Genomic DNA, 13,087 nt, shown 5'->3' with positions numbered 1-13,087 from the left:
GGTAAAATATATACAAGAACGAAATTGTCTAGAAGAAAAAATTAAGCCTACTTTCCCAATTTTTAAAGTTGATAAAAATAACATCATAAGTTTTGATGATAGTGATAACTTTTATATATTTTCTATAATGCAACTATCTACTAAAACTTGGATTGAGATAACATACGATGATTTTCTCTCAATACTTGAATCACTAGAGTGGCAAGCCTTTACTAATAAGGCTATATTATATTTTACTCCTTGCTGTTTAAAATATATTTTTTCTAATTTATCTAAATTCTATTTATATGGTTACGTTGTTGACTTTTTATATATTGCCCTAAGAGACCAAAGTACGATATTTAACACTAATCAAATCAACTTAATTATTGATTTTCTTAAATTAATCCAAAATTTTAACCAGGAAATTAGTGTTGAAACACAAAAAAAAATAACAAGTATTATCCAACTTTATTTATAACTTCCGGGCCGCAAGGGCATACTTTCCCGTACCGCCACCAAACCGGCCTGGCCGATGCGCCATTCTTCCTCGGTTAAAATCCGCAAACGCTATATCGTGCGCACCGGCGATATGTTCCATATGAACGGCAAGTTCAGCAAAAGACTTCCCCCTAAAACCTGTCTGTCCTGTAAGGGTGCAGTGGGTGCCGGTCGGCCGGTGAATCCGATACACGGTTTGAAGTTTTGGAGGGTGAAACCGACTTTGCCTTTGAAGGCATTTTGCCTCTAGTATGGAGCCGCAGCTATTATTCCGACCAAGACGGTACCGGCTGGCTCGGCGAGGGTTGGAGCGTACCTGGCTGCCAACGCATTATCCGCGATGCGGCCGGATTGGCCTATATCGACCCGCTGAAACACATCACCCGTTTCGAATATGCCGGCAACGGTCTGTTGCTGTCGGTAACCGATCCGAACGGCAGCAGTACCGCCTACCACTATAACGAAAACCATCAGCCCGACCGGATTACCGACTGCTCCGGTTACGAAACCAAACTGGCCTACACCCCTGAAGGACAGCTGGTGCGTATTACCGATGCGCTGGGACAGCACACCGAATACCACTACGACGCCAATCAAAACCTCACCCTCGCCCTCTATCCAGACGGCAGCAAAGAGACCTTCGGCTACGATGCTGCAGGTCGTTTGACCACCCATACCGACGGCGAAGGCCACACCACCTCCTACGAATACGGCCAGGACGGTCTGCCGACCCAACGCACCAATGCGCTGGGCCATACCTTCGGCTACCATTACGACAAAGCCCGCCGCCTAGTCGGCCTCACCAATGAAAACGGTGCGCGCTACCGCTTTGCCTACGACATCCTCGACCGATTGATTGCAGAAAGCGGTTTCGACCATAAGCTGACCGGCTACCGCTACAACGCCGGCAACGAACTGGTCGAGCAGCACGAATTCGGTGATGACGCCTCCCTTGCCGCCAAACTGATGGCGCAGCTGGGCGGTCAACCCATCCCCAAAAAAGAAGCCGCCCCGCTTTCAGACGGCCTCGACGGCCAAACCCCGTTGCGGATTACCGAGTTCAAACGCGACGTATTGGGACGCTTAATCCATACCCTCGCCCGCAACAACGACAAGGTTCAGGAAACCGTTTACCAATACGACCTGGACGGCAACCTCGTCCGTGCCGCCAACCGCCACAGCATTACCTGCTTCGACTACAACGGCAACGGCCAAATCATCGGCCAGCACCAATGGAAAGTACCGACTAAGGAAGAGAACGCCCGAAACGGATTGCCCGAAACCGACTGGCGCGATGCGCAATACGACATGCTGTACCTGCCCGTTACCGAAAGCATCCGCTACCACTACGACTTCAACGGCAACCGTACCGCCACCGTCCTGCCCGACGGCAGACAGATCAACTACCTGTATTACGGCAGCGGCCACCTGCACCAAATCAGCCTCGACGACGAAGTCATCTCCGACATCGAACGTGATCGGCTGCACCGCGAAATCTACCGCACACAGGGTAAACTCGCCAGCCGTTACGAACTCGATCCCTTAGGCCGTCTGAAAAAACAAATTGCCGCACTCAACGAGCTGACGCAGATCGAAACAGCGAAAAATGCAGTAACATCGGCTTATGCCGTCAAACGCAGCTACGGCTACGACCGCACCGGCAACCTGACCCACAGCACCGACCAACGGACGGGCACGACCCGGTTTGAATACGACAAACTGGGCCAGATTACCAAAGCGGATAGCGAAGTATTCGCCTTCGACCCCGCACACAATATCCTGTCCAACAACAACAGCCCTACCGTCCCCGACAACCGCCTACAAACCTACAACGGCAGCAGCTATTACTACGACGACCTCGGCAACCTGATCCACCGCGAACTGGCCGACGGCGAAGTGCAGAACTACTTCTACGATCTGCACGACCAACTGGTTAAAGCCGAAATCTTTAAAAAAGACGGTACGAAAGAAACTTGGGTGTACAGCTACGACGCCTTGGGCAGAAGGATAGGCAAAGGCTGTTTGAAAAACGAAGAAGTTTCAGAAACATCATTCCAGCATGATTTAAGCGGGAACGACCTCGAAAACCAAACCCGCTTCGTTTGGGACGGCAGCCACCTCTTGCAAGAAATCCACCCGAACGGCAGATATACCTATATCTACACCGATCCCGACAGCTACGAACCCTTGGCACAGGTACACAACCACACCAATGCCGAGGGCGAAAGCCGCCAACAAATCTACTACTTCCACTGCGACCAAATCGGCATCCCAAGAGAGATGACCGATAAGGACGGTAACCTCTTGTGGTTCGACAACTACACCGGCTGGTGCCTTCTGAAAGAGGAAACCAAGGTAACGGATAGCGCATACCAACCATTCCGATTACAGAACTAGTATTGCGACCGTGAAACGGGGTTGCATTACAACTTCTTCAGGTATTATGAGCCTGATGTGGGTCGGTTTGTAAATCAGGATCCGATTGGGTTGGGAGGTGGAAGTAACTTTTATCAATTTTCGACAAATATACAAAATATGATGGATCCTTGGGGATTAAATGCTGTTAGCATATCCAAAGGGGCATTGTCTATGATTGTAATTGATACAATGACTCCAGACCCCACTGATGCGGCATTGCCTAAATGGATTGCATATGGGGGCTTGGAGCTGCCGCAACAGGTGTCGTTGCATCATCGGAGAGCGATACATGTACAGGAAAATGCCAAGAAGAAAAAAAACGTAAGAAATGTTTAGATGCAATAGCAGACAACAATGGTTACAGCGAAAACATCTTATCTAACATTACAAAAAAGTGTTTCCATCCCTGCTGCTGCGAGATACACAGCATTGATTGAAAAAGGTAGTATTGCCCCTCCAGTTAAAATGGATGGAAATACTATTGTAGATGGTAACCATAGAATGGTAGCCGGATTATTGTGTAATCAAATACCTGCCAGTACACCAGGAACTGCTCCATTATCTAAACCAAGAATACCTTTGAGAGATATACAACTAGACCCTATAGATTGGTGGTAATAAAAATGATATCAAATGACATTCAAGAATTACTTAAAAATATTACAAAGTCTCTAATTAAAATCGAAACAAAAGAATTAGATGTCTTAATTTCTAGACAGTTAATCCATATGGATAATATTGATTTTCACAGATACGAAATATCCCATAGGGAAATTGGAAGTCTTAAATTTTTTTTCTGTTCATTTCGTGGCGCTTTCATAAGCTATAGTTCCTTTACTAATTGTAATTTTATTAATTGTTCTTTTATTACGGCAATAGTTTGTAATACAAAATTTACTAATTGCACATTTATTAATTGTGTATTCAGATCAATGCATATACAAGATAATTTAATATCTAATTGCTCTTTTCAAAACTGCTATATAGAAGATAATATATTTTCTACAAATGAAATATAATTTATTACAATGTTGAACAAGGCATCCGAGCCGCCTTTTAGGCGGCAACAGCAGTAATTGCCTCTAGAGGCCATAAGGAGTATGTAGCAAACCAGAATCAGAGAAAACTGACCCCTGCTATTGTCCGCCAGGTACTTGTGGAATTGTTTATCTGAGGACACATCCTAAAACTGGCGAAAAATATGTAGGCCGAGCCAAATCCTCAATAAGATATTTTGCCAGGCAAAGAGAACATAATAGAGCATTCAGAGCAACTCACAGGTTTACCTTACTTGGGCAAACTAAATCTGGTCAATGTCTAGACCGATTGGAAGAAGATCACATTAGATTACAAGGCGGTATCAAGAGTCGAGGAGGACCTTTGGCCAATAAACGTCATCAGATGTCTGAACCTCGCTACCGTGCAGCAGGTGGAAAAATTCCCATGCCTTATTGAATTACAGAAAGGAACTTTAAAAAATGGCAAGAAAAAAACAGAAATGGCAGGTAGGCGATTATTTTGGCATTCCCATAGAAGATGATTTTTTAGCTGTTGGACAGATTCTTGGAAAATATGATTGGATAGGTGTAGCCTGCTTAATTACCAAAATGAAAATTTCCTCAAAAAACCTTCCTTTATATGAAGATATAAAAATAGATAAAAACGATATTATTGCTGCTATGTTTATTACTGAAGAATCGTTAGATAAAGGATTCTGGCCAATTATTCAAAAAGGTATAGTAAATAAAAATATACTGAAGCAATATTTTCCTAATATTGACTTAATTGAACAAGGAAATATTATTGGTATTAATACCGAAGGTTCAGCTATTATTGATGGTTTTATTAAAGCTTATTTTAGTCTAGCACCTTGGGATGACTGGCATGACCCCGAATACCTTGATAAACTTCTTATTTCTCCCGACAAAAAACCTGAAAATCTCATCTATAAGAACAAATGATCTATTCCAACTCAAAGCTTGTCCTGAAAGTAAAATGCTTCGTACTATTTGAAAAGCCTTCACGTAGCTTTCCAAATCTCGGTGTTAACGATGGCTTTATTTTGATTTCAGTTTGAGCAAGTTTTTTTTTAGATCGATCGTATTAGTTGTCTCAAGTTACAAGGATGGTTCAGCTTTTTTTGGTATAAACCCTCCGGGTACGACTGAAGCGGAAGCCTTAAGAAAATGTTAAGAACGAAGAAATTTACAATGTCTAAATTCTAATAGACAGGAGGCCGTCTGATATTCAGATGGCCTTTATAAATTAGCTATATGCTATGAGTTGAAGGTACTTAGTATCGTAATAAGTTTTCTACCCTCAACCCTACTACTACTCAATAATTAAGTGGTAGAGTTACAGCCAAATCTCTCTTAAAACCTATTGATTTTATACTAAAAATTGGAGTACTATGAGCACACTCTCTTGAGTACCATTAATTCTCATTTGACATATAGGAACAAAACAGCGGAATTTGTAGAAGAATAGGGAAAAGGAAATTAATTTATATTATGTTAAATTCATAACTCTACGATTTTAGTCTGCTAACTCCTGTTTCTTCAGTAGTACAATTACTTATATAAGCGCAAATCGACGCTGCCATCACAGTGGTTCAAACCTGGAATCGCAAAGAAACGGGAGAACTCTTCTGCGCCTTCGGCGTTATAAAGTAATACGTCATCGACCCTTTGGAAAGCACGATATTGCGTGCGTTTGGCTCGGCGGTTTGTGAATCTGTCAGTTTCCAACCGCGCCAACCTTCTTGGTTGATACCGCTATCGTAGAACCAGCCATTATAAATAGTTCGCCATGGCTATTTTTCGGACCACCGATGTAAAACAAAAAAAAACAGTCCGCAACTTCACTTTAAAGTTGCGGACTGTTTTTTTGTTTGGACTAGATTGAATGAATTAACCCAAGCTAGCTACTTTTTTCAACAACGCATCTGCCGCTAAAATTCCAAGATTATTTGATGCCAGCGGGCTGTCGCCAGTTAGCACATTACGATCTTTGTTTACTTGGCCGGTAATGTCTTCATTCAACACTTTGATGCAGTATAACCCTAGTATTCTGACTTAAAAATTAATAAAATAAGAATAAACTATTCTGAAAAAAGGAATAATAGTGAATAAACTAGAAGCCCTTCGCTATTTTTGCTCCGCTGCCGAAACCTTTAATTTTCGTGAAACCGCCCAGCGGCTCGCCGTTTCGCCTCAAGTCGTCACAAGAATGATCGCCGATCTCGAAGCCTTATTAGGTGAAAGTTTGTTCAAACGTAACACGCGAAACATCAAGCTCACTGAATTTGGCGAACAATTTTTGCCGAAAGCGACGCAATATTTGGCGGAAAGCGAACGGCTATTTGCTAAAAACAATGTAAAAGAAAAAGCAATGCAAGGTGTGGTACACCCTGCCGCCAATGCTTATAACGATGAAATTCTGTTTGAATTATTGACCGCACTTGAGCCCTACTCCGACATTGTGATTGATTGGCGGGTGGGAATTGATAAGCTCAAAAGTGTGGATGACCAAGCGAGTGGTGTGGGTGTATAACAAGTTGAAGGAGATGTTATTGTCGAAAATGGTTTAGGCATAAAACATGGCGAGATGATCTCGCCATGTTTTTATCACGATTGCTTATCCACAATCGATTTTAACATCGTATAAGATTGGGCTTGTTTTTGTTCATCAAAAATATAACTCACCGCCATAATTTCATCAAAATGTACCCGTTCACGCAGTTGCTTGAGTTGAAATTCCACACTTTCAGGACTACCGATAAGCGAACAAGCAGTCATTTGTTCCACTACGGCACGCTCTTGATTGTAAATCGGGATTTCCTCAAAATCGACTGGGCCAAAGTGTGGTTTCTTTTGGGCATGCATTTGGGCTTTCCAAACGTCTTCTTCTGACGCCATCGGTGGTTGTAAATTTTGTTGCGCATTAGTCACTATATTTAAGAAAAATAGTGTTTGTGTCGTCGCGAGTTGTCTCGCTTCGTTATCGGTTTCTGCAACAATCGCGTTCACACCTAAGATGACATAAGGTTCAGCAAGATAGGTAGAAGGTTTGAAGTTTTTGCGGTAAATCTCCACTGCCATTTCCATCATACGTGGCGCAAAGTGTGAAGCAAATGCATAAGGCAAGCCAAGTTCTGCCGCAAGATAGGCACTTTCAGTGCTAGATCCTAAAATATAAAACGGTATATTCAAGCCGGCAGAAGGATATGCAGAAACAGGGTTAGAATCTTTAAAGTAACCGCGAAGTTCCGCAATTTCCGCAGGGAAATCCAGACTTTTTCGTCCTCGACGAAGTGCCGCAGCCGTTTGCATATCAGTTCCTGGCGCACGTCCTAAACCGAGTTCAACACGGTTTGGATAAAGCGTCTCCAGTGTGCCATATTGCTCGGCCACCACATAAGGCGAATGATTCGGTAACATCACGCCGCCCGAGCCAACGCGCAAGGTCTTCGTATTGGCTAGCGTATGTTGAATTAAAAGTGCGGTCGCTGAACTCACCAAATTTTTCATATTATGATGCTCAGCAATCCAATAGCGCTCAATGCCAATGCGCTCCGCGTGTTTTGCAAGATTCACCATCGAATCGACCGCTTGCAAATAAGTTTGCCCTTCACGAACGGGGGCAAGATTGAGAATGGAAAGTTTCATGGTGTTACTCCTTATTGATTGAGCAAAGTGAAATCCAACATCACTTTCCCAATATGCGTGCCTTTGTCCATTTCTATATGGGCTTTTGCTACGTATTTAAAATCAAATACTTGATGAATAATCGGTTTGCCGATTTCACCATTGCCGAGTTTTTCCCAGAGCTCGTTGCATAAGGATTGGGTGATTTCTGCCTTAATAAAATCAATGCCCATTTCTGACAGTTTTTGTACTACCTGCACCGATTCGCTTTCGTCAAAACCGCCTTTTTGGAAGTCCGCCGAATTGAGTTTTACGCCTACCAAGAAATCTTTATCAAGACCGCAGCCGTCTGAAACATTGATAGACCGGTTACTGATATCCGCTTTCTGCTACTTTTGTCCATTTTGCCAATGTCTGCTTCATCTGTGCCTGAGGGATGAAGCGGGCCATCCGTTCTACTTCCTTGCCTTGATAAAACAGCAGCCATGCAGGTACGGTCAGCACGTGGAAACGTCCGGCCATTTCGGGTATTTCAGCAATATCGGCTTTTACGGCATACACATTTCCTTCCTCCGCCAAAGCTGAGTCAAGCTGGGCGCCCACGACCGTACAAACACCGCAGATTGGGGCTTTGATGTACAGTGATACTAAAGGGTATGTGGCGATGGCCTGTTCGATGTCTTTCAAAGTGTGCAGTTGTTGCATGCCATGTACTCCTTTGAGCGATTAAGCCCTTTTCTAGTTGTCCAGAAAAGGGGCTTTTAACGAAATGAAAACAAGAAAACGTTTTGAGTCGTCTAGATTTTTTCCACAACCACTTTTGCCCGCGCTTTCAGGCTGTTCAACACTGGGGAGGTGGCGGCTGAGCGGTCGGCGAAATTTTGCAGGGTAGGAAGGTCGGCGTCGGCTTTTACTTTTATGGTTAGCACCAGATTATCCAGTCCGCCGTAGCCATCTTCCATGCCGAACAGTTTGGCCATGTCGATACCGCCCCTTGCGGATATTTCAAACTGTTCCAGTTTCACGCCTGCCAATGCTGCTTGCAACTCGAAACCTATGGAGCAGCAGCCTGCCGCAGCGCTGATCAGGTATTCCACCGGATTTGGGGCGGCGTTTTCACCGCCCATGTTTTTCGGTTCGTCTGTGGTAAAGGCAGGGAAGCGGCGCACGGAGATTTCATTCTTCGTGCCGGATACCCAGCGCGAATCGGCGCGTAATACTGCCTTGCCTTTTGCATGGTCGTTTTCAACCGCTGCCATGGTAGTTCGGAAACGTTCGATATCTAACCCGTTAATCATGTTTTGTCCTTTCATATGATGAATTACAGATGGTTTTTCGCTACACTTATACGCCCATTTTCCACGCGGAGATGCGTTTCAAATTATCCACCGTGTCGTGATTGACGATGGCGGCAAACGTGCCGTCCAGTTTGGCAATTTCGGCTTTGTCTTCATCGCTGAGGGCAAAATCAAAGACATTCAGGTTTTCCGCCATACGTTCGGGTTTGGTAGATTTTGCCAATACAATGATGCTACGTTCCACCAGCCAGCGGGTAATCACCTGCGCCACGGATTTGCCATATTTCGTACCAATTAGCGACTGACAAAATGGTGGGCAAAAGCCCACCGCTTCAAGTTGATGTTTTATCATTAACCGAACACTTTTTTCAAATGTGCTTGGTAGTCTGCGAAGTATTGTTCTACTTGTGGATTTTTAACTACATCGTTACATGTAAATGTCGGTAGACGGGTCAAACCGATGAACTCGTTGAGTTTGTGGAAAGGCATGTACACAGCATCCACATCTTTGCCTTCAAAGAAGTCGCCTTCACGGGTGAACGCTTCAATCGGCGCATTCCAAGTAAGCGAAAGCATGTGTTTTTTGCCTTGCAATAAACCACCTGTACCGAAGCCTTCGGTCGGGCTGACACGATGACGGCCATCACTGTGGTAAAGCTTGCCGTGTCCGGCGATAAATACTTCGTCTATGTATTTCTTCACTGTCCAAGGCTCGTGCATCCACCAAACAGGCATCTGCCAAATCACGGCATCCATCCACAAGAATTTTTCGATTTCTGCCTCAATATCATAGCCAGCATCAATCACAGTTTCTTTTACATTGTGTCCAAGTGCGGTCAAAACTTCTTTTGCTTTTTTGTGAAGCGTGTTGTTTAACTCACCATGCGAATGGCCGAATTCTTTTCCACCGTTTAATAATAAAATGTTCATTTTTACTCCTAGAATAAATAATTTATAAAAAAGGTAAAAAAAGGATGTGATGTTTACGGATATTGTCTTCTGTTTACTATCATGAAAGTGCAGTCATTTTATGATTTGTTTTTATTGAGATCAATAGGGTTTGGCTTTATTATGCAATGAATTAAATTCACTAATAAAAGAGAGTTTAAAGAGAAAATGCAGAACTTTAACGAACTGAATTATTTTTTGACGTTGGCGCAAACACAGAGTTTTGTAAAAGCGGGACAGCTTTTGGGGATTTCTTCTTCGGCGCTGAGCCATAGCATGAAAAATTTAGAAACGCGGCTAAATTTGCGTCTGTTCAACCGCACTACACGCAATGTGTCGCTGACCGAAGCCGGGCAGCAGCTTTTCGACCAACTTTTCCCGCTTTATCAAGCCATAAACCAAGAAGTCGATGCATTAAATGATTTTTTGAATACGCCATCGGGATTGATTCGCATCAACGCCCCGTCGATGGCAGCGGAAGCCGTGTTGTATCCAAAATTAAAGCCGATTTTGAACCAATACCCGAAAATCCGCTTGGAAATCGTGGTGGACGATCGTTGGGCAGATATTGTGAAAGAAGGATTTGATATGGGCGTTCGGTTAGGTAACAAGGTAGCGAAAGAGATGATTGCCGTACCAATTTCTGTGCCGTTCAAAATGGCGTTGGTCGCCTCGCCCGATTACTTGGCACAACACGGCTCACCGAAAAATATTGATGATCTGCAACAGCACCGCCTTATCGGCATAAAACTCTCCGCTGAACACGGCACGGAGATGCAGTGGGAATTCAAATACAAAAAAGAGCTGATTACGTTCACACCAAAATCGCAGTTTTCCATCAACAATCATCTGCGTCTGCAAGCCGTTTCAGACGGCCTTGGCATCACTTGGCTGCCACATATCATCGCCGCAGACGCACTCCATTCTGGGCAGTTGGTTGAGCTGTTACCCGAGTATGCCATCACTTACGATCCGCTTTACCTCTATTACCCCAGCCGCCGCGGGCATTCCAATGTGTTTAAGTTGATTGTGGATGCGTTAAAAGTAAAAGCCGTCTGAAATTTCAGGCGGCCTTTTTAATAACAAAGTGCGGTCAATTTCCAGCACTTTTTATCAATCCCTTTTCTTCACCAAAACAACGCATTAAGCAATCCAATACGGTGCGTACTTTTGCTGATTGGGTGCGATGTGCGGTGGTGGCATAAAGGGTGCGGGTGGGAAGTGTGTGTTCAGGTAATACAATGCTTAACTGACCATTTTCTATCAAAGGCGCCACATCGCCAGAAAGCAACACCGCCAACCCCATGCCGGCACAGGCATATTCTCGTGCGACCAGTGAAGAATCTGGGCAATCGGTGCGATTTTCGGGCAGCGTTTCCGGTAGCCCTAAACACTTGAATGCGTGTAGCAGGACATTGCTATTGTGATTAAGCCAGTCGGCATTGAGTAAATCTTGCGGCTGGGCAATGGGGTGTTCACGCAAATAGTCTGGTGAAGCGCAAATCAAGGTTTGCCATTGTGCCAACGGGCGCGCGATGCTGTCGGGATCGTCAGGATGTAAAACAACGCGGATAGCGATATCGGTATCGTTTTGCAAATCCACCAAGCGGTTGTTTTCATTGAGTATTAAGCGAATTTTTGGGTAACGATGTCGTAAGGTTTGCACGGTACGTTTCATCGGTTCAACCGCGCTATAACCGGTCGGTAGGCTGATGCGGACTTCACCTTCCGGTTCGGTTTGCAAAATACCCATTTCGCGCTCAACGGCATCGTGCCAGTCGGTTAATTGACGGGCGTATTGCTGCAACTGCCGCCCTTCTGCCGTCGGCGTGAGGCTGCGTGTGGTGCGGTTAAGCAATTTGACGCCGTAATGATTTTCCAGCTTGCGAATGGCTTGACTGATTGCGCTGGCGGTCATGCCCAAATGCGGCGCGGTGGCATTCATACTGCCGTATTGCAGCACGGTGGCAAAAATATAGATAAGTTTGAATTGCTCCATTATAAAGCCTTTCTTAAAACTGTTTATTTAATTTGATAGATTATCAAGTTAATTAAAGTAATATACAATATATTTCATTACAAACAGATGAAGCAAGGAGTACTTTATGCCACATATCAATATCAAATGTTGTCCAAAGAACCTGTCTGAACAGGAATTGCAAGCCTTTGCAGATGATTTAACGGCTTTTGCCAGCGAGCGTCTAAACACGCCTGCAGAATTCATCACTATTGCCTACACTGAAATTCCGGATGATGAATGGAAAGAAAAGGTTTGGGACAAAGAAATTGAGCCAAATGTAGAGAACCTGTTACGTAAACCCGAATATGACATGTAACCTGCGCGTATCATCAAAACCCTAAAAAAACGACCGCACTTTACTCAGGAGAACAGCATGAAAGCATTTAAAAAATTAGGGTTTAGCGTACTTTTCGCCACTCTTGCAACGAGCAGTTTTGCCGGTGAACCGTTGCGCTATTTTGGACAAAATGAAACTGCCTACCATAGCCAAGTGCCTTATGGGAACAATGAAAAAGTTGGTCGTTATGCGACGGCAAGTGATGGGGCGAAAATTTATTTTGAACGCTATGGCAAAGGCTCACCTGTAATTGTTTTGCATGGCGGATTAGTGGGTTCAACAGCTGAAATGGGCGAGTTTATTGACCGTTTAAGCCAAAATCATGAAGTCATCGCCATCAGTACACGCGGTCATGGCAAATCTGAAGTCGGCAGTGTTGCGCCAACTTATGCACAAAAAGCGGCTGATGTGCTTGCCGTATTAAAAGCCGCACAAATTAACGGTAAAGTGGATTTGCTCGGCTTTTCAGACGGCGCTTATACCGCCCTCACCTTTGCTGCCGATTATCCCGAACAGGCAGCCAAAATTATTGCTATCGGTGCCGGCGAATGGAAACGTGGTTTTATTCAAGGCGGGGGAAATAAACGTGCAAGCTATGAACAAATCCGCCAGTTAGATCCAAGTTATTGGGAAATGCAACAAAGCATTCGCCCCAACCTACAACAAACGGCAACGTGGTTTGACAATGCGCAGAAAAATTATGACAACACCCAAGTTGGCAAAGAGACATTTGGTAAGATCCAATCGCCGGTGTTGTTTGTGGTTGGCGAAGACGATGCCAATGCACCCTTGGATACAGTCATCAACGCCTATCGCATGACACAGAATGCCGATTTATCCGTTATCCCTAATGCGCCACATCCGGTATTTGTCTTGAACTTCCCGGCTGTTTGGACTATTGTAGAACCGTATTTGAATAACAAATAATGAAAGGAAAACA

17 protein-coding genes and 3 pseudogenes are annotated in these 13,087 nt (G+C 44.3%); 11 read left to right on the top strand and 9 right to left on the bottom strand.

Annotated elements, in window-relative coordinates; translation table 11 throughout:
- The 7 genes and pseudogenes from ACTHSA_RS09690 to ACTHSA_RS09660 all read left to right on the top strand — a co-directional run.
- Positions 1-460, top strand: a pseudogene (locus tag ACTHSA_RS09690) (hypothetical protein); the annotation flags it as partial.
- A 54-nt stretch (positions 461-514) separates the two neighbouring features.
- Entirely contained in the window at positions 515-730 is a 216-nt protein-coding gene (locus tag ACTHSA_RS09685; RefSeq protein ID WP_079453697.1) for a hypothetical protein, read from the top strand.
- Positions 685-810: pseudogene (locus ACTHSA_RS09680) on the top strand (DUF6531 domain-containing protein); the annotation flags it as partial. The gene ACTHSA_RS09685 and the pseudogene ACTHSA_RS09680, both read left to right, overlap by 46 nt.
- 636 nt (positions 811-1,446) lie before the next feature.
- Positions 1,447-3,051, top strand: a pseudogene (locus tag ACTHSA_RS09675) (RHS repeat-associated core domain-containing protein); the annotation flags it as partial.
- Positions 3,052-3,252: 201 nt separating this feature from the next.
- Positions 3,253-3,516: a hypothetical protein gene (locus ACTHSA_RS09670; protein ID WP_141744544.1), complete on the top strand. Its 264-nt coding sequence runs from the start codon at positions 3,253-3,255 to the stop codon at positions 3,514-3,516.
- A 5-nt stretch (positions 3,517-3,521) separates the two neighbouring features.
- Positions 3,522-3,917: a pentapeptide repeat-containing protein gene (locus ACTHSA_RS09665; RefSeq protein WP_079453688.1), complete on the top strand. Its 396-nt coding sequence runs from the start codon at positions 3,522-3,524 to the stop codon at positions 3,915-3,917.
- Positions 3,918-4,376: 459 nt separating this feature from the next.
- Positions 4,377-4,859: a hypothetical protein gene (locus ACTHSA_RS09660; RefSeq protein WP_004520529.1), complete on the top strand. Its 483-nt coding sequence runs from the start codon at positions 4,377-4,379 to the stop codon at positions 4,857-4,859.
- A 609-nt stretch (positions 4,860-5,468) separates the two neighbouring features.
- Here ACTHSA_RS09660 and ACTHSA_RS09655 read toward each other — a convergent pair.
- Together ACTHSA_RS09655 and ACTHSA_RS09650 are read right to left on the bottom strand one after the other, a co-directional pair.
- Positions 5,469-5,645 carry a tannase/feruloyl esterase family alpha/beta hydrolase gene (locus ACTHSA_RS09655; RefSeq protein ID WP_157749784.1) on the bottom strand — a complete coding sequence of 59 codons (177 nt, stop codon included), beginning with the start codon at positions 5,643-5,645 and terminating at the stop codon, positions 5,469-5,471.
- 162 nt (positions 5,646-5,807) lie between these two features.
- Entirely contained in the window at positions 5,808-5,942 is a 135-nt protein-coding gene (locus ACTHSA_RS09650; protein ID WP_004520532.1) for a hypothetical protein, read from the bottom strand.
- A 79-nt stretch (positions 5,943-6,021) separates the two neighbouring features.
- Here ACTHSA_RS09650 and ACTHSA_RS09645 point away from each other — a divergent pair, with 79 nt between their 5' ends.
- Positions 6,022-6,450: a LysR family transcriptional regulator gene (locus tag ACTHSA_RS09645; protein WP_004520533.1), complete on the top strand. Its 429-nt coding sequence runs from the start codon at positions 6,022-6,024 to the stop codon at positions 6,448-6,450.
- Positions 6,451-6,524: 74 nt separating this feature from the next.
- On the opposite strand, the gene ACTHSA_RS09640 is transcribed toward ACTHSA_RS09645, so the two are convergent.
- The 6 genes from ACTHSA_RS09640 to ACTHSA_RS09615 all read right to left on the bottom strand — a co-directional run bounded on the left by ACTHSA_RS09640 (position 6,525) and on the right by ACTHSA_RS09615 (position 9,772).
- On the bottom strand, positions 6,525-7,565 hold the full coding sequence (locus ACTHSA_RS09640; RefSeq protein WP_004520534.1) for an LLM class flavin-dependent oxidoreductase: 1,041 nt from the start codon (positions 7,563-7,565) through the stop codon (positions 6,525-6,527).
- An 11-nt stretch (positions 7,566-7,576) separates the two neighbouring features.
- Positions 7,577-7,867: a hypothetical protein gene (locus ACTHSA_RS09635; protein ID WP_004520535.1), complete on the bottom strand. Its 291-nt coding sequence runs from the start codon at positions 7,865-7,867 to the stop codon at positions 7,577-7,579.
- A gap of 46 nt (positions 7,868-7,913) precedes the next feature.
- Positions 7,914-8,249: a thioredoxin family protein gene (locus ACTHSA_RS09630; protein WP_070625278.1), complete on the bottom strand. Its 336-nt coding sequence runs from the start codon at positions 8,247-8,249 to the stop codon at positions 7,914-7,916.
- Positions 8,250-8,341: 92 nt separating this feature from the next.
- The gene (locus tag ACTHSA_RS09625) at positions 8,342-8,842 is read right to left on the bottom strand and encodes an OsmC family protein (protein ID WP_249967795.1); all 501 of its coding nucleotides are present in this window, start codon (positions 8,840-8,842) and stop codon (positions 8,342-8,344) included.
- Positions 8,843-8,888: 46 nt separating this feature from the next.
- On the bottom strand, positions 8,889-9,194 hold the full coding sequence (locus ACTHSA_RS09620) for an aldo/keto reductase (protein WP_070625280.1): 306 nt from the start codon (positions 9,192-9,194) through the stop codon (positions 8,889-8,891).
- Positions 9,194-9,772, bottom strand: coding sequence for an NAD(P)H-dependent oxidoreductase (locus ACTHSA_RS09615; RefSeq protein WP_070625281.1), 579 nt, complete (start codon positions 9,770-9,772; stop codon positions 9,194-9,196). The genes ACTHSA_RS09620 and ACTHSA_RS09615 overlap by 1 nt, the downstream gene beginning before the upstream one ends.
- A gap of 186 nt (positions 9,773-9,958) precedes the next feature.
- On the opposite strand from ACTHSA_RS09615, the gene ACTHSA_RS09610 reads away from it, so the two are divergent.
- A complete protein-coding gene (locus ACTHSA_RS09610) occupies positions 9,959-10,849 on the top strand; it encodes a LysR family transcriptional regulator (RefSeq protein WP_440367090.1) in 891 nt (296 codons plus the stop codon).
- Positions 10,850-10,883: 34 nt separating this feature from the next.
- Here the strand turns inward: ACTHSA_RS09610 and ACTHSA_RS09605 are convergent, their stop codons facing one another.
- Positions 10,884-11,789, bottom strand: a complete 906-nt coding sequence (locus ACTHSA_RS09605; protein WP_004520542.1) for a LysR family transcriptional regulator — start codon at positions 11,787-11,789, stop codon at positions 10,884-10,886.
- Between the two features lie 106 nt (positions 11,790-11,895).
- On the opposite strand from ACTHSA_RS09605, the gene pptA reads away from it, so the two are divergent.
- Together pptA and ACTHSA_RS09595 are read left to right on the top strand one after the other, a co-directional pair.
- Positions 11,896-12,126: a tautomerase PptA gene (gene pptA, locus ACTHSA_RS09600; protein WP_004520543.1), complete on the top strand. Its 231-nt coding sequence runs from the start codon at positions 11,896-11,898 to the stop codon at positions 12,124-12,126.
- 57 nt (positions 12,127-12,183) lie between these two features.
- Positions 12,184-13,074 carry an alpha/beta fold hydrolase gene (locus tag ACTHSA_RS09595; RefSeq protein ID WP_049336078.1) on the top strand — a complete coding sequence of 297 codons (891 nt, stop codon included), beginning with the start codon at positions 12,184-12,186 and terminating at the stop codon, positions 13,072-13,074.
- Positions 13,075-13,087: the final 13 nt, after the last annotated feature.

The sequence above is a fragment of the Neisseria sp. P0008.S002 genome (genome assembly GCF_051962805.1).
Lineage (GTDB): Bacteria > Pseudomonadota > Gammaproteobacteria > Burkholderiales > Neisseriaceae > Neisseria > Neisseria perflava.
The sequence above is the reverse complement of the archived record's forward strand: the minus strand, read 5'-3'. Positions and strand labels throughout refer to the sequence as shown.

Coding starts and splice junctions, on each gene's coding strand:
- ACTHSA_RS09685 (WP_079453697.1), top strand. CDS start 515: ATGCGCCATTCTTCCTCGGTTAAAATCCGCAAACGCTATATCGTGCGC.
- ACTHSA_RS09670 (WP_141744544.1), top strand. CDS start 3,253: ATGGTTACAGCGAAAACATCTTATCTAACATTACAAAAAAGTGTTTCC.
- ACTHSA_RS09665 (WP_079453688.1), top strand. CDS start 3,522: ATGATATCAAATGACATTCAAGAATTACTTAAAAATATTACAAAGTCT.
- ACTHSA_RS09660 (WP_004520529.1), top strand. CDS start 4,377: ATGGCAAGAAAAAAACAGAAATGGCAGGTAGGCGATTATTTTGGCATT.
- ACTHSA_RS09640 (WP_004520534.1), bottom strand. CDS start 7,565: ATGAAACTTTCCATTCTCAATCTTGCCCCCGTTCGTGAAGGGCAAACT.
- ACTHSA_RS09630 (WP_070625278.1), bottom strand. CDS start 8,249: ATGCAACAACTGCACACTTTGAAAGACATCGAACAGGCCATCGCCACA.
- ACTHSA_RS09625 (WP_249967795.1), bottom strand. CDS start 8,842: ATGATTAACGGGTTAGATATCGAACGTTTCCGAACTACCATGGCAGCG.
- ACTHSA_RS09620 (WP_070625280.1), bottom strand. CDS start 9,194: ATGATAAAACATCAACTTGAAGCGGTGGGCTTTTGCCCACCATTTTGT.
- ACTHSA_RS09615 (WP_070625281.1), bottom strand. CDS start 9,772: ATGAACATTTTATTATTAAACGGTGGAAAAGAATTCGGCCATTCGCAT.
- ACTHSA_RS09610 (WP_440367090.1), top strand. CDS start 9,959: ATGCAGAACTTTAACGAACTGAATTATTTTTTGACGTTGGCGCAAACA.
- ACTHSA_RS09605 (WP_004520542.1), bottom strand. CDS start 11,789: ATGGAGCAATTCAAACTTATCTATATTTTTGCCACCGTGCTGCAATAC.
- pptA (WP_004520543.1), top strand. CDS start 11,896: ATGCCACATATCAATATCAAATGTTGTCCAAAGAACCTGTCTGAACAG.
- ACTHSA_RS09595 (WP_049336078.1), top strand. CDS start 12,184: ATGAAAGCATTTAAAAAATTAGGGTTTAGCGTACTTTTCGCCACTCTT.